At 61.3% G+C, this 24,526-nt stretch carries 21 protein-coding genes and 1 pseudogene; 5 read left to right on the top strand and 17 right to left on the bottom strand.

All coding sequences use genetic code 11. The features are described from left to right. Positions 1-3: 3 nt before the first annotated feature. The 4 genes from AC1DE4_RS25530 to AC1DE4_RS25515 form a co-directional block, all read right to left on the bottom strand. Positions 4-375, bottom strand: coding sequence for a nitrile hydratase accessory protein (locus AC1DE4_RS25530; RefSeq protein WP_169683746.1), 372 nt, complete (start codon positions 373-375; stop codon positions 4-6). After that, positions 362-1,021, bottom strand: a complete 660-nt coding sequence (nthB, locus tag AC1DE4_RS25525) for a nitrile hydratase subunit beta (protein WP_018858666.1) — start codon at positions 1,019-1,021, stop codon at positions 362-364. Before nthB ends, AC1DE4_RS25530 begins: the two co-directional genes overlap by 14 nt. Further along, the gene (gene nthA, locus AC1DE4_RS25520) at positions 1,018-1,653 is read right to left on the bottom strand and encodes a nitrile hydratase subunit alpha (RefSeq protein ID WP_026371980.1); all 636 of its coding nucleotides are present in this window, start codon (positions 1,651-1,653) and stop codon (positions 1,018-1,020) included. Before nthA ends, nthB begins: the two co-directional genes overlap by 4 nt. A gap of 95 nt (positions 1,654-1,748) precedes the next feature. Continuing rightward, complete coding sequence (locus tag AC1DE4_RS25515; protein ID WP_018858668.1) at positions 1,749-2,342, bottom strand: LysE family translocator; 594 nt, start codon at positions 2,340-2,342, stop codon at positions 1,749-1,751. A gap of 161 nt (positions 2,343-2,503) precedes the next feature. On the opposite strand from AC1DE4_RS25515, the gene AC1DE4_RS25510 reads away from it, so the two are divergent. Beyond that, on the top strand, positions 2,504-3,352 hold the full coding sequence (locus AC1DE4_RS25510) for an aldo/keto reductase (RefSeq protein ID WP_018858669.1): 849 nt from the start codon (positions 2,504-2,506) through the stop codon (positions 3,350-3,352). A gap of 54 nt (positions 3,353-3,406) precedes the next feature. Here AC1DE4_RS25510 and AC1DE4_RS25505 read toward each other — a convergent pair whose 3' ends face one another. Continuing rightward, positions 3,407-4,531 (bottom strand): alkene reductase, encoded by a 1,125-nt coding sequence (locus tag AC1DE4_RS25505; RefSeq protein ID WP_018858670.1) that lies wholly within the window; start codon positions 4,529-4,531, stop codon positions 3,407-3,409. A gap of 73 nt (positions 4,532-4,604) precedes the next feature. On the opposite strand from AC1DE4_RS25505, the gene AC1DE4_RS25500 reads away from it, so the two are divergent. Then, positions 4,605-5,594, top strand: coding sequence for a LysR family transcriptional regulator (locus tag AC1DE4_RS25500; protein ID WP_246734702.1), 990 nt, complete (start codon positions 4,605-4,607; stop codon positions 5,592-5,594). A gap of 74 nt (positions 5,595-5,668) precedes the next feature. Here the strand turns inward: AC1DE4_RS25500 and ilvN are convergent, their stop codons facing one another. Both ilvN and AC1DE4_RS25490 read right to left on the bottom strand, forming a co-directional pair. Continuing rightward, positions 5,669-6,241: an acetolactate synthase small subunit gene (gene ilvN / locus AC1DE4_RS25495; protein ID WP_018858672.1), complete on the bottom strand. Its 573-nt coding sequence runs from the start codon at positions 6,239-6,241 to the stop codon at positions 5,669-5,671. Positions 6,242-6,267: 26 nt separating this feature from the next. Next, on the bottom strand, positions 6,268-8,061 hold the full coding sequence (locus tag AC1DE4_RS25490; RefSeq protein ID WP_477883640.1) for an acetolactate synthase 3 large subunit: 1,794 nt from the start codon (positions 8,059-8,061) through the stop codon (positions 6,268-6,270). 345 nt (positions 8,062-8,406) lie between these two features. On the opposite strand from AC1DE4_RS25490, the gene AC1DE4_RS25485 reads away from it, so the two are divergent. Then, positions 8,407-10,488, top strand: a complete 2,082-nt coding sequence (locus tag AC1DE4_RS25485) for an ATP-binding protein (protein ID WP_477883638.1) — start codon at positions 8,407-8,409, stop codon at positions 10,486-10,488. 17 nt (positions 10,489-10,505) lie between these two features. Here AC1DE4_RS25485 and miaA read toward each other — a convergent pair whose 3' ends face one another. Next, a complete protein-coding gene (gene miaA / locus AC1DE4_RS25480; protein ID WP_169683758.1) occupies positions 10,506-11,399 on the bottom strand; it encodes a tRNA (adenosine(37)-N6)-dimethylallyltransferase MiaA in 894 nt (297 codons plus the stop codon). Between miaA and serB the strand changes: the two genes are divergently transcribed. Beyond that, on the top strand, positions 11,398-12,288 hold the full coding sequence (gene serB / locus AC1DE4_RS25475; protein WP_169683744.1) for a phosphoserine phosphatase SerB: 891 nt from the start codon (positions 11,398-11,400) through the stop codon (positions 12,286-12,288). The two genes, miaA and serB, sit on opposite strands and share 2 nt — an antisense overlap. Beyond that, positions 12,285-12,851 carry a GNAT family N-acetyltransferase gene (locus tag AC1DE4_RS25470; protein WP_018858677.1) on the top strand — a complete coding sequence of 189 codons (567 nt, stop codon included), beginning with the start codon at positions 12,285-12,287 and terminating at the stop codon, positions 12,849-12,851. The genes serB and AC1DE4_RS25470 overlap by 4 nt, the downstream gene beginning before the upstream one ends. Positions 12,852-12,960: 109 nt before the next feature. Here the strand turns inward: AC1DE4_RS25470 and AC1DE4_RS25465 are convergent, their stop codons facing one another. From AC1DE4_RS25465 to AC1DE4_RS25425, 9 genes and pseudogenes are all read right to left on the bottom strand, one after another. Next, a complete protein-coding gene (locus tag AC1DE4_RS25465) occupies positions 12,961-14,556 on the bottom strand; it encodes a DegQ family serine endoprotease (protein ID WP_018858678.1) in 1,596 nt (531 codons plus the stop codon). 189 nt (positions 14,557-14,745) lie between these two features. Continuing rightward, on the bottom strand, positions 14,746-15,675 hold the full coding sequence (gene hflC / locus AC1DE4_RS25460) for a protease modulator HflC (protein ID WP_018858679.1): 930 nt from the start codon (positions 15,673-15,675) through the stop codon (positions 14,746-14,748). A gap of 3 nt (positions 15,676-15,678) precedes the next feature. Beyond that, on the bottom strand, positions 15,679-16,770 hold the full coding sequence (hflK, locus tag AC1DE4_RS25455) for an FtsH protease activity modulator HflK (protein WP_477883636.1): 1,092 nt from the start codon (positions 16,768-16,770) through the stop codon (positions 15,679-15,681). Between the two features lie 153 nt (positions 16,771-16,923). After that, entirely contained in the window at positions 16,924-17,439 is a 516-nt protein-coding gene (locus tag AC1DE4_RS25450) for a dihydrofolate reductase (RefSeq protein ID WP_029792761.1), read from the bottom strand. Between the two features lie 324 nt (positions 17,440-17,763). Next, positions 17,764-19,845: an FAD-dependent oxidoreductase gene (locus tag AC1DE4_RS25445; RefSeq protein ID WP_018858682.1), complete on the bottom strand. Its 2,082-nt coding sequence runs from the start codon at positions 19,843-19,845 to the stop codon at positions 17,764-17,766. 28 nt (positions 19,846-19,873) lie between these two features. Next, a complete protein-coding gene (locus AC1DE4_RS25440; RefSeq protein WP_018858683.1) occupies positions 19,874-21,043 on the bottom strand; it encodes a Gfo/Idh/MocA family protein in 1,170 nt (389 codons plus the stop codon). Between the two features lie 95 nt (positions 21,044-21,138). Next, positions 21,139-22,794 carry a GMC family oxidoreductase gene (locus tag AC1DE4_RS25435; protein WP_169683743.1) on the bottom strand — a complete coding sequence of 552 codons (1,656 nt, stop codon included), beginning with the start codon at positions 22,792-22,794 and terminating at the stop codon, positions 21,139-21,141. A 4-nt stretch (positions 22,795-22,798) separates the two neighbouring features. After that, on the bottom strand, positions 22,799-24,334 hold the full coding sequence (locus AC1DE4_RS25430; protein ID WP_029792364.1) for an FAD-dependent oxidoreductase: 1,536 nt from the start codon (positions 24,332-24,334) through the stop codon (positions 22,799-22,801). A gap of 22 nt (positions 24,335-24,356) precedes the next feature. Continuing rightward, positions 24,357-24,526: pseudogene (locus AC1DE4_RS25425) on the bottom strand (sugar ABC transporter ATP-binding protein); the annotation flags it as partial.

Here is a 24,526-nt window from a genome sequence, read left to right as displayed (position 1 = left end):
GCCTCAGCGCAGCGGGTCGTTGGCAAGCTCGATCGGCTTGCCGTGCGGCGTCGCCTCCGCCGCCCGCTGCCAACTCTTCTGCAGATCGAGGATCATGTCGGCGTCAGCGACGCCGAGTTTGACGAGAATTGCCGAAAGCGCCGCCACCCAGCAATCGAAATAGTCGCGGCCGTCTTCGGCGCGGCCGGGCTGGTGCAATTCCCGTGATAGCGTCTCAGCCCATTCGTTCCACGTAAACAGGCCCCGTTCGTGCAGATGCACTGTTATCGCGAAGGCTTCCGCAGCCCATGGCTCAGGAAAGACCGGCTCTCCATCGGGCGATTTCGGCAGCTGCGGCGATTGCGCCAGCGGCGACCGCGTCTCACACTGGCTCAAGATAGCTCTCCCAGGCATCGATCGAGATGCAGAGCGTCGGATCCGCTCCCTCACCCCAGATTTCGCCGCCGTCGAACAAGACCGTATAGACCCATTGAGGGTTCTCGCCCTTCCCATGGGCGTTGTCGTCGGGGAAGACGAAGGAGCCTTGAACAGCTTCTACCACGCCCAATTTTGAGCGTGCATAGCGCGGCAGCCGCGTATGTGTCGTCGGATTGAAATTCCTGGTTCGAACACTGTCCCCCACGGAGAAGCGTGGCGGCGTCGCCACCGGTCGGTCGCAGGGACCACCCTTGGCGAGCACGCCTGCCACCATGTCGGCCTTCAGGACACGCTTCGGCGTCGCGCCATCCATTTGCTTGTGACCGGCGTTGATCTCCTCGGCCGTCACAAAGCCATGGCGCCGCAGCAGCACCTCCAGCGCCCGCGTCCAGATCTCGTAGTAGCTCGCGCCAAGATAACTCGCCGGTGGAATGCTTTCGCGCGTATGCCGGCTCTCGTCGATATTCCAGGCGCCAAAGGCGCCGCTGGAAAGCGTAAGGCCGAGCGCACGCTTCTCCCACTCCGCATGGAAATACGGCTCGTCCCTTTCGGGCGCGACAGGGCCGAAACCCATCTGACCGCCAAGGTCGTGCGGGCCGTTCATGCCGCATCTCCTGGCGCGGCAGCCAATCCCGTTCCGATCATCGCATCGCGACTGACGAGATCTGCAAGCTGCTCCTCGCTCCATCCATCCGTGCCCGCCGGCCGCTCCGGAATGACCAGATAGCGGAGCTCCGCCGTCGAATCCCATACGCGGATCTTCTTATCCTCGGGCAAGGTCACGCCGAATTCGGCCAGCACCCCGCGCGGATCGATAACTGCCCGCGAACGGTAGGCGGGGGCCTTGTACCACACGGGCGGCAGGCCGAGGACCGACCAGGGGTAACAGGAGCAAAGCGTACAGACGACGAGATTATGCGTCTCGTCCGTGTTGAACACCGCGCGCATGTGCTCGCCCTGACGCCCGGCATAGCCAAGGCTCGCGATCGCCGCCGTCGCGCCGCGCCGCAGCCACTCCGCGAATTCAGGATCGTTCCATGCCCTGGCGACGACACGCGCACCGTTTCGTGGGCCGACCTTGGTCTCGTAGGTCTCGACGATCGCATCGATCGCCGCCGGATCGATCAGTCCCTTCTCCGTCAGAACCGTCTCCAGCGCCCTCACCCGCGCCTGCATGTCGGTATAGCGGTTGTCATGGTCATGGTCGTGGTCGTGATGGTGATCGTCGTCGTGCACGAGATAATCCTCCGCCAATGGGCGGCTTATCTTTAAGCGCTTGTAGCCGGAGCGCCAAGCCCCACTCAGGATGTCGTCGAAGCCTGCCGCAAGCTCTATTTCAGCATCGGCCAAAGGCTGAGCACCAACAACACGGCCATGGTGATGTTGAACCATTTGAGCCGGACGGGATCCGACAACCAATCACGCAGAGCCGAGCCGAACCCCGCCCAGGTCGACACGCTCGGCAGATTGACCAGCGCGAAAGCGAAGCCAACGATCAAAACACTCGCAAAGTAGATATTCGGGATCGTGTAAGTCGCCATCGCGGTAACAGCCATGACCCATGCCTTCGGGTTGACCCACTGGAAGGCTGCCGCCGACAGGAACGACATCGGGCTGACACCGCTCTTGCCTTCGTCTAGCGACCGTGAAGTCGCAATCTTCCAGGCGATCCACGCAAGATAGGCGCCACCGGCAAATTTCAGCGTCAGATAGAGAGCCGGCACCGCATGCAGCAGCGCCCCAAGCCCGAATCCGACGCCGATCAGCAGCGAGAAGAACCCTGCCCCGATCCCCAGCATATGCGGAACGGTGCGCCGGAAACCGAAATTCACGCCCGATGCGAAGAGCATCATGTTGTTGGGGCCAGGCGTTATCGATGTGGTAAAGGCAAACAGGACGAGTGCCAGAAATGTATCCAGCGGCATGAGACCTCCCGGAGGCCCGCGGTTGGTCCGGCGGGACTTTTCGATTTAGGTCAATCTAACTGACCTAAATCCACCGCTCCATGCTATCATTGTCATGGTGACACGATTGGTTGAAAGATTGGCGCGCCTCCCAATCTTCTTCGAAAACCGGAACGACCATCATGCGAGACGACGCCATCCCAACCATCAGCTTTCCCAATGGTGCAGAGGTTCCAGCCATCGGCCAGGGCACCTGGAACATGGGAGAGAGATCTTCCGAGGCCAGGAGCGAGATCGAAAGCCTGCGCGCAGGCCTCGATCTCGGGATGACGCTGATCGATACCGCGGAAATGTATGCCGACGGCGGCGCGGAGAAGATCGTTGGCGAGGCGATCCGGGGCAGACGGGATGAGGTGTTTCTCGTCAGCAAGGTGTATCCTTGGAACGCCACCCGGACGGGAACGATCGCAGCCTGCGAACGTAGCCTATCGCGTCTCGGCACGGATCGGATCGATCTCTATCTGCTTCACTGGCGCGGCGACCATCCGCTCGCTGCTACCGTCCAGGCTTTCGAGGAACTGAAAGCATCCGGCAAGATCGGCGCCTGGGGTGTTTCCAACTTCGATGCTGACGACATGGAGGAACTGCGGACCGTTCCCGCCGGAGGGAACGTCGCAGCCAACCAGGTTCTCTACAACCTGTCACGCCGAGGCGTTGAATATGATCTGCTGCCCTGGTGTCAGGAACGTCGGATCCCGATCATGGCCTATTCACCGATCGAACAGGGGCGCATTCTGCATCATCCGGAACTGATCCGCGTCGCCAAGGCCTATCAGGCAACGCCGGCGCAGGTGGCACTTGCCTTCCTGCTGGAACGCGACGGCGTGATCGTCATCCCGAAAACGTCGAACGCTGCCCGCGCCGCCGAAAACCGGGACGCAGTCTCGCTCGACATTACCGACGAGGACTGGGCGGCGCTCGATGCCGCTTTCCCGCCTCCGGCAAGAAAAAGGCCGCTGGAGATGCTCTGATCTCCAGCGGATTTTGATGGCGCGGGTTGGCACTAGTGCCGGCAAGGGCCGCGATCAGGCGGCTTTTATGTCGGGGCTACCCCCATATACCGGATAATCAGTGTACCCTTCGGCGCCACCGCCGTAGTACGTCTCACGGTTCGGCGTCGCCAACGGCAGGTCCCGCCGCAATCGCTCGACCAGATCGGGATTTGCGATGAACGGCTGGCCGAAAGCAGCGAGATCAATAAGGCCGTCCTGCAGGAACTGCTCTGCACGGCGCTTGTCGAGAGAACCGGCAAGAATAAGCGTGCCCGAATAGCTCTCGCGGAACTTGCGCAGAAAATCCCTCGAAAGAGCCGGAGCGCTGGCAAGCCCCTGATCCTTCAGATGCACATAGGCAAGTTTGCGTTCAGCAAGCGCAGTCGCAAGATGCAGGTAGGTTTCCTCGATCAAAGGATGGTGCGGCATGTCGAACAGCTTGCCGAACGGCGAAAGCCGGATACCGACCTTCTCGGCACCAATCCGCGCCACCACCGCGTCGACAATCTCCAGCACGAAGCGCGTCCTGTCTTCGACGTTGCCTGCGCCATATCGGTCGGTGCGGTCGTTGATCAGAGTATTGAGAAACTGCTCCAGGAGATAACCGTTGGCACCGTGGATCTCGACGCCGTCAAATCCGGCGGCAACGGCATTGGCCGCAGCATTCGCAAAGTCGTTTACGACCCTTGCGACCTCGTCAGTCCCAAGCGGTCGCGGCACGCTGGCTTCAACGAAACCGGCAACACCTTCGTCGTTGAACGCGTAGGCCGTGCTCTTATCGTCGCGCGCCGGCTTGGCGCTGGAACTGACCGGCTGGCCGCCAGCCGGCTGAAGAGAGGTATGCGACATGCGGCCGACGTGCCAGATCTGCGCAAAGATCTTCCCGCCTTCCTCGTGCACGGCCTTCGTCACGCCCTGCCAGCCGCGAACCTGATCGTCCGACCAGATGCCGGGGATAAAGGCGAAACCCGTTCCCTCTTGCGAGATCGGCGTTCCCTCGGAAACGATCAGACCGGCGCCGGCGCGCTGGCGATAATACTGGGCGGTCTGCTCGTCGGCGATACCGTCCTTCGCCCTGGCCCGGGTCATCGGAGCCATGACGACACGGTTACGAAGCTTCTGGCCGCGAAGGTCGTAGACTTCAAAGAGAGACTTCATGAGCGCAATTCCTCAATTCGGTTGATTATCATCGACCAAACAGATATCTCTGCCGCATTCAGAAATCCAACAGATGGAAATCATGATGTCGATCGATCACGCTCATATATTGAAGTTCGACCTGAACCTGCTGGTTGCCTTTGATGCCCTGATGAGCGAGCGCAACGTCACGCGGGCGGCGCAGCGTATCGGCACATCCCAATCCGCCTTGAGCCACAATCTCGGCCGCCTGCGCGCGCTTCTATCGGATGAACTGTTTGTTCGCTCGGCGCGTGGGATCGAACCAACGCCACGGGCGCAGGAACTCGCGGAGACCGTCAGCGGCATCCTGTGCACGATCCAGTCCCGCCTGATCGAGCCGGAGCAATTCGACCCGGCAACGGACGAGCGAACCTTCACGCTCGGAATGACCGACTATCTCGAAAGCCTGTTGATGCCGCCGCTTCTCGCTTCCGTTCGCGAGCAGGCGCCACATGTCAATTTCGTGATACGGTCGCTCGACCAGGATTATCCCGCGGATCTACTGGACAGCGGCGAGATCGACCTCGCGATCGGCAAGGTGGAAACCGGCAACGAACTCCATAAACGCCGCAAGCTCTGGTCCGAGCGTTATGTCATCCTCAGCAATCCCGAGACAACCGGCCGCTCCGGCATGATCGACCTCGAGACTTTTCTCGCGACCCCGCAGGCCGTGATCGTCAGCAAGGACGGCCGCTGCCGCCTTGTGGACGAAGTGCTAGCTGAGCGTGGATTGAAACGACGCGCAGCAGTGACGACGCCGCACCTCTTCACGCTGCCGATCCTGGTTCGGGATACGCACGTACTTGCCGCCGTGCCAGCAAGCTTCGCCCGTGCCTGGGCGCCGGTGTTCGGCCTCGCCATCAGCCCAGGACCGGTGGACATCCCGCCCTATGACATCTCGCTTGGATGGCACACCTCGTCCGACCGCAACGCCGGGCACGTCTGGCTACGCCAACAGGTCCTTGCGGCGCTCGAGCCTGTCCGCGCCAAGGTCCTTCAGGCGAATGCAGGATCCGATATCGCCTTGGTCGCCGCCGAATAGATCGCTCGGATTGTCACCGGATTGCCGGAATGGGAGAAGTACCGGGCGCCCTGGCGTCCGGTACTTGTATTGGCTTACATCCCCTGCTGGCCGCGGTTCATCGCGGCAATACCGGTGCGGCAAACCTCGATGAGGCCGAGCGGCTTCATGATCGAGACGAACTGGTCGATCTTCGAGGACTTGCCGGTGATCTCCAGGATGAAGTGATCGACCGTGGCATCGACCACTTTCGCATGGAAGGCATCCGCGAGCCGGAGCGTCTCGGCCCGGGTCTCGCCCGTACCGATGACCTTGACGAGCGCCACTTCGCGCTCGATCGGACGCTCCTGGCCGAGTTCGCGGGCGCGTACCGTCAGATCGACCACCCGATGAACAGGAACGATGCGCTCAAGTTGAGCCTTGATCTGTTCGAGGACATGGGGCGTGCCGCGCGTCACGATGGTAATACGCGACAGATGCGCCTGGTGCTCGGTTTCGGAGACGGTCAGGCTCTCGATGTTGTAGCCGCGGCCAGAGAACAGGCCGATGACGCGGGCAAGGACGCCCGGCTCGTTGTCGACGAGGACCGAAAGCGTATGGCTTTCGACCGCCGCCGTCTCGGGCGAGATGAAGTAGGCAGAGCCCGTCGGCTGAAGGTGTGCGTTCATGGTCTTGGGTTTCCTCTACCTTGATATCAAACGAGCTGACGGCCCTTGGCGTCGATCGCATTGGCGACCGCCTCGTCCGTGGCTTCGTCCGGCAGCAGCATTTCGTTGTGAGCCTTTCCCGACGGGATCATCGGGAAGCAATTGGCGAGATTGGCGACACGGCAATCGAAAATGACCGGCTTCTTCACGTCGATCATTTCCTGGATTGCGCCGTCCAGATCGTCAGGCTTGTCGCAACGCAGGCCAACGGCGCCGTAGGCTTCGGCGAGCTTGACGAAGTCGGGCATCGCTTCCGTATAGGAGTTCGACAAGCGATTGCCGTGCAGCAACTGCTGCCACTGGCGAACCATGCCCATGTACTGGTTGTTCATGATGAAGATCTTGATCGGCGCTTCGTACTGGATCGCCGTCGACATTTCCTGGATGCACATCTGGATCGAGGCGTCGCCGGCAATGTCGATGACGAGGCTTTCCGGATGCGCGATCTGCACGCCGAGCGCTGCCGGCAGGCCGTAGCCCATGGTGCCGAGGCCGCCCGAAGTCATCCAGCGGTTCGGCTTCTCGAATCCATAGAACTGCGCTGCCCACATCTGGTGTTGGCCGACTTCGGTCGTGATGTAGGTGTCGCGATCCTTGGTCAGCGCATAGAGGCGCTCCAGCGCATATTGCGGCATGATGACATCGTTGTTCTTGGTATAGGCGAAGGAGTTGCGCGCCCGCCAGCGCGTGATATCGGCCCACCAATCGGCGATCTGGCTCTTCTCCGGCTTCTTCGGCAGAGCCCGCCACAAGCGGACCATGTCTTCCAGAACGCTTCCAACATCGCCGCGAATGCCAAGATCGACGCGAACGTTCTTGTTGATAGAGGACGGGTCGATGTCGATATGGATCTTCTTCGAGTTCGGTGAGAAGGCAGTGATGCGGCCGGTAATGCGGTCGTCGAAGCGGGCGCCGATACAGACCATAACGTCGCAGTCATGCATCGCCATGTTCGCCTCGTAGGAGCCGTGCATGCCGAGCATCTTCAGCCAGTTCTTGCCTGATGCCRGATAGGCGCCGAGGCCCATCAGCGTCGAGGTGATCGGGAAATCCGTCAGCTCGACCAACTCGCGCAGAAGCTTGGTCGCCTCGGGGCCGGAGTTGATGACGCCGCCGCCGGTGTAGATGATCGGACGCCGTGCACTCGCCATCATCTCGACCGCCGCATGGATCTGGTTGAGATCACCCTGGATCTTCGGCTGGTAGCTCTTCTGGATCGCATGGGCCGCAGGCGGCGTATAAGTACCGGTGGCAAACTGGACGTCCTTCGGAATGTCGACGAGAACGGGACCCGGGCGGCCCGACTGCGCGATGCGGAAGGCTTCGTGAATGATCGCCGCGAGATCGTTGACGTCCTTGACCAGCCAGTTGTGCTTGGTGCAAGGGCGCGTGATGCCGACCGTATCGGCCTCCTGGAAGGCATCCGAACCGATCAGCGAGGTCGGAACCTGGCCGGTGAGGCAGACGAGCGGGATCGAATCCATCAAGGCGTCCTGCAGCGGCGTGACGGCATTCGTCGCACCCGGACCGGAAGTAACAAGCAAGACACCGACCTTGCCGGTTGAGCGGGCATAGCCTTCGGCCGCATGGCCGGCGCCCTGCTCATGGCGGACGAGAATGTGCTTGATCTCGTCCTGCTGGAAGATCTCGTCGTAGATCGGCAGCACTGCGCCACCCGGATAGCCGAAGATATGCTCGACGCCGTTGTCCTTCAGCGCCTGGAGGACGATCTCCGCTCCCGTCATCCGATTGCCTGCTGCCTGATTGTCCGTGCCCGTCATGTTTCTTTTCCGTTTTGACTGCTGGGATTTGAGTTCTGTGGTCCGGAAGCCCGAATTTCGGGCATAAAAAAAGGCCCCTGAGGGAGCCTGTCATCTAGCGCATGGGTGGCTATCGCCGGATGGTTACACCATCCTGCCCATGCGCTTTCCCACCACGATAAGAGCTACTGCGATTTTCATGGGGCGAAGTGATAGACAGAAAATTTCGCATCGTCAACGCATGCCGCAATAAAAAATCGAGCCCGATCGCACCAGCCGAACGTGTGCCGGAATGATCACCTATCGCAAAAAGACTTTCTTAAACGTTCGCTCATATCCTCCTTTACTATCGCAGGGAGTAGCCCTTTGCTGAACAAGGACTTGCACACGTCAGGCAAGGCAGGCGAGCATGACCGCCGCGATGACCAGACCCCGGGCAACCGGTTTCTCGGCCGCGTTGTTGCGTGCAGCGGGTCTCGCGCAACCATCGCCGCCGTCGCCGAAGCTGGGGGCACGGAGCTTGCCGAACTGTGGTCGGTCGGAAAGCTGATTTCGATCAGCGTTGGCCGAAATCGTGTGGTCGCCATCGTCTACTCCATGAACACCGACAGTCACAGCTGGGGTGAAGGAAAAGACAACCACTTCCAGATCGAGACCGAGTTGCTCGGCGAAGTTCGCGTCGACGAGGACGGTCGCGAGCAGTTCTCGACCGGCATTTCGCGCTATCCCTATCTTGGCGCCATCGCCCACCGCATTCGCGCGAGCGACCTGATGCGGATCTACGATGCCGGCAGCGGAACGACGGCGGTCATCGGCAAGCTCACTCAGGACGAGAGCATCGATGCCGCGATTCATATTCCTTCGATGCTGTCCAAGCACTTCGCCATTGTCGGATCGACCGGCGTCGGCAAGTCGACGGCCGTCTCTCTGCTCCTGCACAAGGCAATCGAGGCAGACCCGAAGCTCCGTGTCCTGATCTTGGACCCGCACAACGAATTCGCGGCCGCTTTCCCAAAACATTCGGTGGTTATCGACACCGACACGCTCGATCTGCCCTTCTGGCTGATGAAACTGGAAGAGTTCGCGGAAGTCGTCTTCCGGGGTCGAACACCCATCCCCGAGGAAGTCGATATTCTGCGCGACTTGTTGCCGGAGGCCAAGCGCGGCTTTCGCGGCAGCGACAACTCGATCGTGCGGCGCACCACCGAGAAAAGCTCGATTACCGCTGATACACCTGTTCCCTATCGCATGGCCGATCTGCTTGCGCTGATCGACGAGCGCATCGGCAGGCTCGAGGGTCGCGACGAAAAGCCTCTACTCAGATCGCTGAAGATGCGCATCGTCGCCGCCATCAACGATCCGCGCTACCACTTCATGTTCTCAAGCAATACGATCAGCGACACCATCATGGAGACGGTGGCGGAAATATTCCGTATCCCCGGCGATAGCAGGCCGATCTGCACCTTCCAGCTATCGGGCATCCCGTCTGAAGTCGTGAACTCGGTTGCCTCGGTCCTCTGCCGTATGGCCTTCGAAATCGCGCTGTGGAGCGACGGCGCCATCCACATGCTCGTCGTCTGCGAAGAGGCACACCGTTACATTCCGTCCGACCCGAATCTCGGCTTCTTCCCGACAAGACAGGCCATCGCCCGCATCGCCAAGGAAGGCCGCAAGTACGGCGTATCGCTCGGGATCATCACGCAGCGCCCCGGCGAACTCGACCAGACGATCCTGTCGCAGTGCTCGACCCTCTTTGCGATGCGCCTTGCCAATGACCGGGACCAGGAGATCATTCGCTCGGCCATCCCGAATTCGTCGATCTCGACGACCAGTTTCATCTCCTCGATCGGAAACGGCGAAGCGATCGCCTTCGGCGAGGCCATCAGCGTGCCGATGCGCATGCGCTTCTCGCGCGTCGATGTGCAGTACCTGCCCAAGGCGAACGGCGCCAGCGTCAAGGTCAGCGAGGAGGATCCTGATAACGTCGACCTGCGCAAGATCGTGACACGCATGCGTGCCGTCGCCGGTCCCGACATCTCGGCATTCCAGCAAAGCTATTCGGCCGCCATCTCTCCCAGCGGTACCTACGAAGACGAAGACAGCTTTGGTGACGACTTCGACGAATTGGTAGCGGCCCCTTCCTACCCGTCGGCCAACATAGCGACAACACCGCCACTGGCCCCGATCGAACCCTATCGCCGCGATATGCTGCCGGGGGCGGGCTCTGCGCGCGAGGCTGCGGCCGCCGCGTCGCCCGCACCACTCGCAGCATCGGAAACATCTATCGACAGCCGCCTCGAAGCCCTGAGGCGCGAAATGCTCGGAGAGCCTTCCTCCGGACCAGGTGACAGACCAACTGCCACGGGCGGCATCCGCCGGGAACCTGGCGTGTCTCTTCGTGACAGCATCCTGAAAAAGCCGCTCAGCAGCCTGAACAACAAGGAATAGCCGACCTCCGAGCGGTTCTACGGGAGGCGCTCCCAGCTTTCGTCCATCTGGTTGCGAAACCAGGTCATCTGTCGCTTGGCGTATTGCCGCGTCGCCGCAGCCCCCCGCTCCAGCACTTCGTCGCGGCTAAGCTCGCCTCTCAACATCGCCGCAATCTGCGAAACGCCGATGGCCTTCATGACCGGCATATCGGGCGGCAGCGAAAGCGAAAGCAGGGTCTTCACCTCGTCCTCAGCCCCCTGCTCCAACATCTTCTCGAACCGACCGTTGATCCGCTGGTGAAGGATGGCCCGATCAGGTGCGACGACGATCTTGCGAGAAGTCGAAGGATCGACGATCACAGGGCCGGTCTGCGCCTGGAAATCGGCAATCGATCGACCCGTCGCCTCGAGGACCTCCAGCGCTCTTACGATCCGCTGCCCATCCTGTGGGCGCAGACTTTCGGCGACCAATGGATCGCGCTCCCGCAGCTGCCGATAGAGTTCGTCGCGTCCTTCCTCCTGCAAGCGCGAACGAAGGCGGTTTCGCACCTCCTCCGGTATTGCAGGCATATCCGAAAGCCCACCGGTCAGCGCCTTGAAGTAGAGGCCCGTTCCGCCCACGAAGATTGGTTTGCGCCCGTCGGCATGAAGGCGCGGCAAAAGCTCGGTGACATCCCGCAGCCAAGCGCCCGTCGAATAGGCCAGCTTCGCCGGGACGTGACCGTAGAGGTAATGCGGCACGCCTTGCATATCCTCGTCCGAGGGTCGCGCGGTCAGCACGCAAAGCGTGTCGTAGACCTGCATGCTGTCGGCGTTGATGACGACGCCATTATGCTGTTTCGCAAACTCGACGGCCAAGGCGGACTTGCCGCTGGCGGTCGGCCCGGTTATCAGGATCGCGTTCACTGCGCTTAGAAGGTTTTCCATCATGGCTCTCGTTGCCACGCTTGTTGCCAATCCGTCAAATCCTGTTCTCACGCCTGTCATTGCCGAGCAGGCATCCGACGCCGTGAATGCTTCCGGCCTATACTGGCTTGCCGATGGCGTTGCCTGCGATATCACGCTGAGAGATGGGACGGACGTGGAAGCCGCCCGCGCCAACATTCTCGCCGTCATCGGCAGCGCTGCGATCGACCTTGTCATCCAGGACGCAGAGACGCGCCGCAAGAGACTGCTGATCGCCGATATGGACTCCACCATGATCGGCCAGGAATGCATCGACGAACTCGCCGCCGAAGTCGGCCTGAAGGAAAGGGTCGCCGCGATTACCGCTCGAGCCATGAATGGTGAGATTGCCTTCGAGCCTGCCCTTCGCGAGCGTGTCGCCCTCTTGAAGGGATTGCCGATATCGGTCGTGGATGAAGTCATTGCCAAGCGCATCACACTGACCCCAGGTGGCCGCGGACTGATCGCCACCATGAAATCCAAGGGGCATTATACGGCGCTGGTCTCCGGCGGCTTTACCGTCTTCACCGGTCCCATCGCAAAGACGCTCGGCTTCGATGAAAACCGGGCGAACGTTCTTCTGGAAGACAACGGCGTTCTCACCGGCTACGTCGCCGAACCTATCCTCGGCAAGCAAGCCAAGGTCGATGCGCTGAACGACATTTCAGAAAAGCTGGGAATTTCACCGAAGGACGCCCTTGCCGTCGGCGACGGTGCAAACGATCTCGGCATGCTTCAACTCGCCGGATCCGGCGTCGCGCTGCACGCCAAGCCGACCGTCGCCGCACAGGCGAAAATACAGATCAATCACGGCGACCTTAGCGCTCTCCTCTATATCCAGGGCTACCGCAAGACCGATTTCGTAACGCCATGACAGTGATCCTAACGACCGATCGCCTGCTTCTGCGCAATTGGACTGACGAGGATCGGCCGCTTTTCCACGAGATCAATTCCGATCCCGAGGTGATGGAATTCTTCGCCGTCCGTCGCGACCGCACCGAGGCAGATTCGATGCTGGATACGATCCGCGATGCCATCGCCGAAACAGGTCTTGGCTTCTATGCAGCGGCTCTGAAGGAAACCAACGAGCCGATCGGCTTTTGCGGCCTCTGGCGACCCGAACTCGAGCCTTTCCTGCCGGCAGGCACCATCGAGGTGGGCTGGCGTCTAGCGAAGAGACATTGGGGCAAGGGCTATGCGACGGAAGCGGGAGCGGCAGCCCTTCGGCGTGGCTTCACCGAGTTCGATCCTCCCGAAATCGTCTCTTTCGCGGTGGCGGACAATCATCGCTCCACCGCCGTCATGCGCCGACTTGGCCTGCATCACGAACCCGCCCGCGATTTCGACCATCCAAGGGTTCCCGACACGCATCCGCAGCTGAAACGCCACGTTCTTTATGCAATCAGCCGTGAGCAATGGAAGCGTGGAATCGGCTGACGCCAATTGTCGTGCGCGACGGAAACCCCGGAAAGACCCGGCGCCGACTGTGATCATCGGCGAAGGCACCACTCAGCAGTTTGTGAAAAGATGGCCGCGCTGCGTCCTGCTATTCCATCGGCACTGCGACGAAGCGCAAGTCACCGTTCGACGACGCGATCATCATCTGTGCGTTGCGCCGGCCTTCCTGCTTAAGCGACTGCACTTTCGCGGCAACCGCCTCGGGCGAGCGCATGAACTCCTGCGCCACCTCAACGATTACATCGCCGGGTTTCAGGCCCTTCTCCGCCGCCAGCGAGCCGGGCGCGACCTCGGCAACCAGCACCCCGTCAACGCTTTCCGCGATCCCGAAGGTCTTGCGCGTCTCGGCGCTGAGCTGCGAAAGCGAGAGGCCGAGCACGTTCTTGGGGTTCGTTGCATCAGGCGTTGCCTGATCCGCCTTGCCCTTGGCATCCGGCATCGGCTGGCTCTGCTGATCATCGGGCTCATCCATATCCTGGTTCTCATCAGGATCCGGATTGATGATGCCACCCTTGTTCGGATCGGCATCGTTGGAGGCAGCCTGATCGCTGTCCTCAAGCCGACCGAGCTTCACCTTCACGGTCTGCTCCTTGCCATCGCGAAGAACGACGACGTCGACTTCCTTACCGACAGGGCTTTCCGCCACGACGCGCGGCAGATCACGCATCTCGTTGACCGGTTTACCGTCGAATTTCAGGATGACATCGCCCGCCTTGATCGAACCGTCATCGACCGGCCCGCCCTTGATGACGCCGGCAACCAGCGCACCCTTGGCGCTCGAGAGACCGAGGCTATCGGCAACATCGTCGGTCACCGGCTGGATGCGCACACCGAGCCAGCCGCGGCGGGTCTCGCCGAATTCGCGCAACTGCTCGACGACGCCAGCAGCCAATTCCGACGGCACCGAGAAGCCGATACCGATCGATCCGCCGCTCGGAGAAATGATCGCCGTGTTGATGCCGATGACCTCGCCCTTCATGTTGAAGAGCGGACCGCCGGAATTGCCCTTGTTGATCGCCGCATCCGTCTGGATGAAATTGTCGTAGGGGCCGGCGTTGATGTTGCGTCCACGCCCCGAAATAATACCCACGGTTACCGATCCGCCGAAGCCGAACGGATTGCCGATCGCCATGACCCAGTCGCCGATCCGCATCACGCTGGAATCGCCGAACTTGACGGCCGTCAGCGGTGCCTTCGGCTCAACCTTGAGAACCGAAAGGTCAGTCTTCGTATCGGTCCCGATCAGCTTCGCCTTCAGCTTGGTGCCGTCGGCGAAATTGACCTCGATGTCGTCTGCTCCCTCGATCACGTGGTTGTTCGTGACGATGTAGCCTTGCGGATCGATGACGAAGCCGGAACCCAGCGAATTGACGTTGTGGTTGCCGCCCTTGTTGCCCTTCTGCTTGTTGAAGAAGTCGTTGAAGAACTCCTGGAACGGTGAACCGTCGGGCGCGCGCGGCGCCGGGCCGACGCCCTCATCGTCCTTGACATTCTGCGATGTCGAAATGTTCACGACGGCATTGAGAAGCCCTTCGGCGAGATCGGCAACGGATGCCGGACCGTTCAGCGGCGGTGTGGTGCCCTGAGCTTGCACCGAGCCGGTGAAACCAACATTAACCAGAAGTGCGGCGCCGGCCAGGAGAGCGAGCGATCGTCTGAAGGTCGGGCGGGTCGTCGGGGCCATCAAGCATCCTCATTTCAAATAAAACGCACTCTGAGCACCAGCATACGGCGGAATGATGGAGGGCGAAATCACCTTTTCGCGAAATCCCGTGCAATCTATTCGCGGCGCCGCCGCCATCCAATCGCAACATAAAAAAGGGCCGGCAAAACTGCCGGCCCGCACTTGGTTTTCCAGGTTCCGATGCCCCGATCAGTTCGTCGGTGCAGTCGGCATCGCCGGCGGTGGCGCGTTTCTTGGCGCACCGCTTGCGTCGTTGAAGAAGCGGAAGAACTGCGAGTTCGGAGAGATCACCAGCGTGGTGTCCTGCGACGTCAGTGCCGTGGAATAAGCGGCCATAGAACGATAGAACTCGAAGAATGCCGGATCCTTGCTGAAGGCATCCGCAAACAACCTGTTGCGCTCGGCGTCACCTTGACCGCGGAGGATCTCGGAATCGCGCTGCGCCTCGGCAGTGATCTCAACGACCTGCCTGTCTGCGATAGCCCGGCGACGCTGGCCCTCTTCCGTACCCTGCGCGCGCAGGAGTTCAGCTTCGGCAAGGCGCTCGGCGCGCATGCGGTCATAGGTCTTCGGCGCAACTTCGCGCGTCAGATCCGTACGGCGGATGCGAACGTCCTGAATGTTGAGGCCCAGGTCCTCGGCATCGCGATGCAGATCGTCGCGCACCTCGAGCATCATTGCCACGCGCTCTTCCGACAGCGCGGCATCGAAGTCGCGCAGACCGTAGACACGGCGAAGTGAGGAATCGAGCTGCGTGCGAAGGCGCGCCTCCGCGGCCTCGCGATCGCCCGACACGGTTTCGCGAAACTTGCGCACGTCCCTGATGTCATAGACCACGAAAGCATCGACATCGAAGGTCGCACCACCGCGAACCTGGACACGAATGTTGTCAAGGTCGAAGCGAAGGGCCTGCCTTTCGACGATCTGGACGCGATCGGCATCCATGAAGGCGAATGGCAGCTTGAAGTATATGCCCGGCTCGGTCTTCACCGACTGGATCTGACCGAAGCGGACCACGATTGCCTGCTCGCGCGCGTTCACAACGAAGACCGACGAATAGAGCGCGATCAAGACGACGGCGAGAAGGCCTAGGATGAGAGGAAGCCTGTTCGATGTCATGGCTCAACCTCCCTGCTGTGCCGGTTTGCCGATCTCGTTGAGCGGCAGATAGGGCACAACCCCCTGCTTCTCATCGATCACGACCTTCTTGGAGTTCTTCAGAACCTGCTCCATCGTTTCGAGGAAAAGGCGTGTCCGGGTTACGTCCGGCGCCTTCGCGTACTGTTCGTTAATGAACGAGAAGCGCTGGGCCTCACCTTCGGCCTCCTTGACGACGCGGTCCTTGTAGGCCGCTGCCGCTTCGCGGATCTGGGCCGCGTCACCGCGCGCCTGACCGAGCTTCTGGTTGGCGTATTGATTGGCCTCTTCGACGAGCCGCTGCTTGTCCTGGTCGGCGCGCTGCACTTCTTCGAAGGCATCGGCAACTTCGCGTGGCGGCGCCACGTCCTGGATCGTCACGGCACCGATGGAGATACCAGCCCGGTAACGGTCCATCGTCCCCTGGACGATGTTGGCGACTTCGGTCTCGATCGGCTGACGATTGTCACGGAACGCGTCCTGGGCCGGACGGCGACCAACGACTTCGCGCATGGCGCTCTCAGCGACCTGCTGGAGGGTCTCGGCCGGATTCTCGACGTTGAAGAGATAGGCCTTCGGATCGCTAACCGTGAAGAACACGGAGAACTGGACGTTCAGGATGTTCTGGTCGCCGGAAAGCATCAGCCCGCTTGACGAAGAGGCGGACGTCGATGCCGCGCCGATGTTCTGCTGCTGCATCGTCACCTTGACGATCTCGACGGTCTCCATCGGCCACAGGTGGAAGTGCAGGCCAGGCGTGGAAATATCTTCCTTGGGACGACCGAAACGCAATTCGACGCCGCGCTCGTCCGGCTGGACGATGTAGATGCACTGGAAGAGCCAGAACACCACAAGAATCGCCGCCGCAATGACGAGGACGCCACCGTTCAACCCGCCGGGCACTATGTTACGAAGCTGATCCTGGCCGCGCCTGATGATGTCTTCGAGATCAGGCGGCCCGCCCTTGCCACCGCCGCCACCGCGCGGGCGATTAGGCCCTTGCCCCCATGGTCCCTGATTGTTACCGCCGCCACCGCCCCAAGGGCCGCCGCCGCCATTCTGATTGCTCCAGGGCATCAAAACCTCGTTATTCGTTAAACTCACGACCGCCTACTCCACGGGGGCGGCGGACGTAGGCAGTCGTGACCGTTATAGGTATCGCCGCATCTGCTTTCAACGCAGCATGAGGAACTTGGCAATATTTATTGGAAAATAGTTGGTTTTCAGCGCTTAGCGCCTGTCGTAGACCACGAATTTCGTGGGATAGCTATCCTTGTCGCCTGCCGGCACCTCAATCGTCTCCGTCGCCCTCCAAAGCGTGGGGTCAATCGTGGGAAACGACGTGTCACCGTCAACGGATGTTTCGACATGCGTCACGCACAATCGATCGGCGAGATCGAGCGCCTGCGTATAGATCTGCCCACCGCCGATGATGCAGATTTCGTCCTCGCCGCTCCGTTTCGCAATGTCCTCGGCAAGACCGATGGCTTCGGTCAGGGATCGGGCCATACGCACATCCGGATGGTCTATTGCAGCGGCCTGTCGGGAGATCACGACATTGGCCCGCCCCGGCAACGGTTTTCCGATCGATTCATAAGTCTTCCGGCCCATGATGACGGACTTACCGAGCGTTAGAGCCTTGAACCGCTTGAGATCCGTGGATAGCCGCCATGGCATGTCCCCGTCCCGCCCGATGATGCCGTTCTCGGAAACGGCAACCACGATGGTCTTTCGAATTTCTGACATCAAGCTCTCCGATCAGGCCACGATCGACGCATTGGCGCCGGCGCCGGCTTCGTGGCCGGGCGCACCGTCTGCGCCATTATTTTTTCTGGGTACTCGGTACACTTGATTGAGCCTTCGTTCGGAGGTGTCGGGATCGATTCGATAGTGTCATAAAATCGTTGGCGTGGTCTAAACTTTCCTCCGGATATCCCGAGGAAGTTAGGATGGCATCGTATCGATTGTGATCGGTCTCGCCATTGCTCACATCAATGTTCCAGTCACCTAGGCGGCTGTTCGGACGCAATAGCCTGATCGCAGCCTGTGCCATCAAACGCCGGGCTCTCCTCAAACCGTGTCGAGGTCGTAGATGCGGCCCGTCAGCCATGCCGGCCAGTCGCGCTCGAAGAACGACTTGGCACCCTCGTCGAACTTGCGGTTTGGGCGAGTGGCTATCCGCATCGCGTCGCCTTCCAGTCGGACGACGATCTGCTCCTCGCGATGGGCGTCGCGCTCTTTCCGGAAGCGAAACTCCTCCAGCGGGCCGGCATTGGAAAGCGGAAGCGACTCTCCCGTAGTATCGCATATCGCGCGCGCACCACGGCTCCCGCCGCCGTTTCGAATGAAATAATCCAACGCGGCCAACACGGCTTCCGAGGCGAGCGCCATCTGCCGCCATTGAAGTGCCCGCCCTGCCTCGGCAGCGCGCTCGTAGGCAATGCCCTTGGCCCGAATTTCGGCATTGAGCCGCCGCGCCTCGACCAAGGCCGAGGCCACGCTTTCGCCGTCGCAGATCAGGCCAGCCTTGTCGCTCATCCGCGCCTGAACTTCCGTACGGATTGCCTTTGCGGCCAGCGGCCTGTCGCCCTTCAGCATCCCCAGCAGCTCGAAGATGCCGGCGCCTGCGACAACCCGCAGGTCGCTCGAGAGAGCCTTCTTAGCCCTGCCACTTGCGCCGATATGCTCGGCAACGCGCGTCCCAAAGACCTGCCCCGCATTCAAGGCCGCGCCTCCTGGTCTCGTCACTCCGTGCGTACCCGCCGCCTCGCCGACCGCGTAGCACCCCGCGAGACTGCTGCGCCCCCAGGTGTCAACCATGATGCCGCCATTCATGTGCTGGTTGTTGACGGCAAACTCCAGCGGGGCTGCAGCAATATCGACCTTGTAGCGGCGATAAAGTTCGATCGCGAGCGGGTTCATATGGCGAAGACGATGGATCGGCAGATCCTGGGTCGCCGCCGCATTCCCAAGATAGCGCTTCACAACGTCATCGAGGCGCTCGAGATCGAAAGGCAGGTCGCCTGGCACCGGGAGCGGGTTCCGATTGAAGTCCATGAACACGCGCCGACCGGCCGCAGTTTCGCGATAGATCGCGAGGTCGACGAGGCTCGAACCGAAGTCGAGCATCCTCGTGGAGTGGAACGGCCACTGGTATCCCTTGCGGAAGACGTTCGACGCCAGTTCCTGCGTGGTCCGGTAGTATTCGGCGAGGAAGTGATGCTCTGTGCCCTCGGCATCGACGGAATAGATGTGCGGTATGGCCTGGACGTACGTCCCAGACAGGTTCCAGGGAAAGCCTTCCCGGCGCGTTCCAATGCCGAACTGGCTCTCGGTCAGGTTCACCAGGTCGACGCCTGCCTCGAGCGCCAGCCCAAGCGAACCGAAACAGCCGTTCGGATAGACGCTGTCGCGGTAGAGCTCGCCCGGTCCGCCCGCGGCAAGGACGATCACCTCCGTGGCGAACAACGCGACGCCGAGCGGATTGGTCTCGGTCCGGTCGTTTGCCCGAACGGCGAGAACGCCGACCACCCGCCGGCTTCCCTGCTCGCCTTCCGTCAGGATCTTGACGGCGGTCGTATGGTTATAGAACGGGATGTCGAGCCGGATGGCTTCCTCGGCCAGAACCTTGACCATGAGCCTCGAGGTGCGCGGACCGCAGCTCGTTGCCCTTCCCACTTCGTCGTGGTCGGTTTGATAGCGGAGGGTGCCACCGAGCGGCTCCTGCGGCAGCGGCAGTCCAAGGAACTGCAGGGACGCCATCATTCGGCCCGATCCGACGGCCTCGACATAGGCCGTGTCCTCGTCCATCGCGCCGCCGGCCCGGATCGCCCGTGCCATCGCCTTGTAATTGTCGCCCTGATCCGCGGTATTCGCCGTATGGAGCGTCTGCTTGTCCGATCCGGAACAGGCTGAGGTCCCACCCCATGCACTTTGGCTCATGATTGCGACGTCGTCTCCACGGCGATTGAGCTCCACGGCGGCCCGCAGTCCCGCTGCCCCCGATCCAACGACGACGCATCCCGCCCTGTAGACAGGCACGTCGATACCCGCGAGCCGAATGGTCTCCGAGGGTGCGGCTTCCTGCGCCAACCGAGGCATGTCGACGTCAGTCAGGGCGTCGAGGATGTGCTGCGGGACATCGATGGTCATTGGACTGGTCCTTGGGATCTTCGTGCGATCAAACAAGCGGGATGTCGACCCAGCGCCTCAGGCGCGAAGACTCCATGCACGCGTCGACGATCTGGCAGATGTGATGGCCGTCCTCGAACGTCGGCCACATGGGAGTCTTGGTAGTAATCGATTTCACCACCTCGGCGGCTTCGATGATCTTGCTCTCGTTGTAGCCGAGTGCGAAGTTCGGAAGCGGCAGGAATGCCCTGAAGGTTGAGTTTTCCGGGCCTACGTCGATTTCGCGAAATCCGCTCCGGCCGGTGCGGTCGTCGTTCGTGTAGAAGCGGAGCCGATTCACCTCATCATAGGTGTAGGCGATGCTGCCCTTGGTTCCGTAGATTTCGTAGGTCTGCATGAACTTGCGGCCAGTGGCGACACGACTGAAGTCGACGATACCGGCTGCGCCATTCTCGAAGCGGCAAAGGAGGTTCGTGGCATCGGGATTGGTGATGTCAGCCCACGTCTCGTCGCCCTTGAGCTTGACCTGTTCGCCGTAGGCAAGCCCCTCGACAACAGGGCGTTTGGGAGTGACGATCAGGTTGTCGGCAATCAGCGAGCTGACGCGGCCGACGAGAAACTCCATGAAGCTGAAGATGTGCGACCCGGTGTCGCCGACGATGCCCGTCGGAGCAAGCTTTCCGTCGGCGCGCCACATGAAGGGCGTCATGGGATCGCCATACATGTCTACATGCTGGCAGCCCTTGAACATCTTGATCTCGCCGATCTCGCCCGCCTCGATGATCTCCTTGGCGAGGTCATGGACTGGGTTACGAGGAAACGCATGGCCAACGCGGGTGATGACGCCCTTTTCCCTGGCGATGTCGGCAAGTTCGCGAGCCTCAGCGGCGGTGTTTGCCAACGGCTTCTCGCAGTAGACGTGCTTGCCTGCGATCAGGGCGGCTTTGGCCACCTCGTAGTGCAGGCTGTCGGGCAGGCAGATGTCGATGAGATCGACGTCCGGGTCGGTTACCGCCTGCTTCCAGTCCTGCAGGATCTTGGCGCCGGGAGCTCGTCTGGCAAGATCTTCCGCAGCCTTCGGATTGGCCTCGACGATGGCGACCACGCGCGCGGTCCCGCCGGACACCCCCAGGAAATGAGGAAACGTCTGGTAGGCCATGGTATGAACCTTGCCCATCCAGCCGGAGCCGCCCAGCACGGCTACCCTGACTTCGGCCATTATGAAAACTCCCCTGAAAGCCGGTCCGTTCATGACCGGTCACTGCTGTTTCAACTGTTCCGCATTGTCGCGCAGGCGTGACGTGTTTTGCCGTCCTACCGAACGCCGGCCCGAGCCCTCGGACGCGTATCGTTGCGCTCGTACGAGAAGATCGTCGATGGAAGCGGTGGCAGGCCGCGGATGAGATCCGATCCCTTTTCGCCAACCATGATGGTCGGAGCGTTGGTGTTGCACGAGGGAATCCTTGGCATGACCGAGGAATCGCAGACGCGCAGCCCCTCGAGACCATGGACCCTGAGATCGAGGCCGACGACGGCGTCCGGGCCTGTCCCCATCTTGCAAGTGCCGACGGGATGGTGGTCGGTCTTGGCATTCGCGCAGCCATACTCGATGAGCTGCTCATCGGTCATGATCTTCGGACCGGGAAGACGTTCAGCCAGAACGTAGGGCTTGAGCGCCGCCTGCTGCATGATCTCGCGAGCGATCTTCAGGCCCTCGAGCGACATCTTCTTGTCGCGCGGGTCCGACCAGTAGTTCGGATCGATCAGCGGTGCCGCTGCGGGATCGGACGAAGACAGGCGGACCGTGCCGCGCGATCTCGGGTGGAGATACGCGGAGTTGAGCGTGACGCCCGCGTTCCTCAGGCGCTCGACCCCAGCCTCGATGCCGGATCCCAGGCCGAGGTGGAACTGGATGTCGGGCGAACGGGCGTCCGGATCGGCGTACCAGAAACCGCCAGTTTCGAAGAGAGATGAAGCCACCGGCCCCGTGCGGAAGAGCACGTACTCCATCCCGGCCCACAGGGTGCGGTGCAGCTTCGCGACGCCGTCATATGTGTGGTCTCCGGTGCATTCGGAGATGACGAAGAGATCGAGGTGATCCTGCAGGTTGCCGCCAACGCCCGGAAGATCATGGAGCACCTTTACACCTACGGCACGCAGGTGGTCGGCAGGACCAACGCCCGACTGAAGAAGCAGCTTCGGCGAACCGATCGCGCCCGAGGAAACAAGCACTTCACGCTCGGCGCGAATGACCTCCGGACCGTTTCCGCTTGCTATCTCGACGCCGACGGCACGATTGCCTTCCAGGACGATGCGCGAGACGCGCGCGCCGGTGCGCACCTTTAGGTTCTTGCGATTCTTGATCGGCGAGATGTAGGCCATGGATGCCGAGGAGCGGCGATGGTCGCGCTGCGTAACCTGGTAGAAGCCGATACCCGCCTGCTGGCGGCCGTTGAAGTCGGGGTTGTAGGGAATACCAAGCTCCTGCCCCGCGCGGATATACGCGTCGCAAATGGGCAGAGGTGCGGCCGGCATGGATACGCCGAGCGGACCACCATAGGAATGATAGTCGTCCGAGAAGCGCTGATTGTCTTCAGCGCGCTTGAAGTAAGGGAGTATCGCGCGATAGTCCCAGCCTTCGCAACCGTCTTCGCTTGCCCAGAGATCATAGTCGGCCGCATTGCCGCGGGTGTAGAGCTGGGCGTTGATCGACGAACCGCCGCCGATCACCTTCGCCTGCGTGTAGCGCAGCACCCTGCCGTTCATGTGTTTCTGCGGAACCGTCTCCCAGCCCCAACTGGCGACGCCCTTCGTCATCTTCGCGAAGCCCGCCGGCATGTGGAACAGCGGGTTCCAATCGCCGCCGCCGGCTTCAAGCAGCAGCACCTTGACGTTCGGGTCTTCGCTCAGCCGGTTTGCAAGCACGCATCCGGCCGGACCAGCTCCCGTGATGATGTAGTCGAAACGCATTTTGCTAATCCTGTTGGATGCGAGAGAACAATGGGCCGACTTGCAAATCCTGCGATGCGATATGGTCGGCCACGCGCAGCGCCTGGCTCGCCACCGTGAGTGCGGGATTTACCGCAGCCGACGTCGGCAGGAAGCTGGCGTCCACGACGAAGAGGTTCCGGTGATCATAGGCGCGGCAGTATGGGTCGAGCGGCGCGTTCGCCGGGTCATTCCCGATCCTGACGGTGCCGCACTGGTGCGACGGCGTGCGCTTGTCGAAGGGCTTTGAAAGGACGATCGGGAATCCAATCGACTTGAGTACCGCCTTCAGCTTCGCGACAAGCGCGAGATGCGCGTCCCAATTCGTTCGCTGCCACTGCAGCACGATGCGGTCGCCGTCGACCATCACACGGCTTTCCGGGTTCGGCACGTCCTCGCTCATCGCATAGAAGTCGATCGCGTGGCTTGTCATGGTGTGCAACAGCCATTCCGGAGCCCAGGGCAGCGACCCCTTCAGTACCTTCGCCGAAATCCTGCCCAGCAACTGCACGTTCCCCAACGGCGGGCCGCCGCTTCCATCGGACAGATAGAAATCGTTGAATCCGAACGTCTTCTGGTAAATCGACGTGTTTCGGTAGGTGGGCGAAACCGCGATCACGGCCGAGGAATTATGATTCATGAAGTTCCGCCCGACCTGATCGGAGGAATTCGCGAGCCCATTCTTGTGACGCGCATCGGCCGAGCGCAACAGCAGGACAGCGGACTGAACGGCGCCCGCCGAGAGAATGACGAGCTTCGGAGCAACGGTAAGGTCCTCACCGTTCTTGCGGTAATAGACGCGCTCGATCCTGCCATTCTCGCCCGCCTCGAGCTTCGTGACCTTCGCGTTCGTCTCAAGGCGGACGTTCGGATACTCCAGAGCCTTGAGGAGGGCAGCCGTCTCGGCGTCCATCTTTCCATCGCGGGAATTGGGATGCGCGTCCCAGGGCGTTCTCGCCTTCGACAGCCAGGCGTCGATATCCACTCCCAATGGCAGCGAGAACGGATGCAGGCCCTTGGCCTTCAGCCGCGCCCTGACATCGGCAATCGGCGGTTCGTCGGGAACCGGTGGGTAAGCGTAGTTGCCCGAGTGAACGGGCTCTGTCGGGTCATCTCCCAGATTTCCCCGAACCTCGTACAGACTTTCCGCGCGGCTGTACCAAGGTTCCAAAACCTCGTAGGGAAACGGCCACGCGGGCGACACCCCTTCCCCATGTTGCATCTCCTCGAAATCCTCCCGGCGATAGCGCGAGAGCACGGCGCCGTAGAATTTCGAGTTGCCGCCGACATTGTAGTAGTTGCCCGGATTGAAGCCGGTGCCGTCGGCTTCGTACCAGGTTTCCTTCGGCCGAAAATGGCCGCACTGAAAGATCGCGCGTTGATCCCGGTTCTCAGGACGATCGGCGATGAAATCACCCGCTTCGAGGACCAGGATATCGGCGCCAGTCGCCGCCAGTCCGGCGGCGACCGTGGAGCCGCCCACGCCCGAGCCGATGATGACGATATCAGGAGAGCTGTTCATGTTTGGAATCCTGGCTCCTGGTTTAAGCGATKCGGGTTTGGCTTTGCGGATCGAAGAACACGGCCTTGTCGAGGTTGAAGGCGAGGCGGGCGTGCTGGCCGGCCTGGATGCGGGCGTCGGCCCTGAGCCGCGCCACGACCTCCTTGCCGCCGAGCTTGGTGACCGCGAAGGTGTCGGATCCGTGTCGGATCC

It is taken from the genome of Rhizobium sp. 10N414 (genome assembly GCF_056394785.1).
Note: the sequence above shows the minus strand (reverse complement) of the source record. Positions and strands in the feature narration are given on the sequence as shown.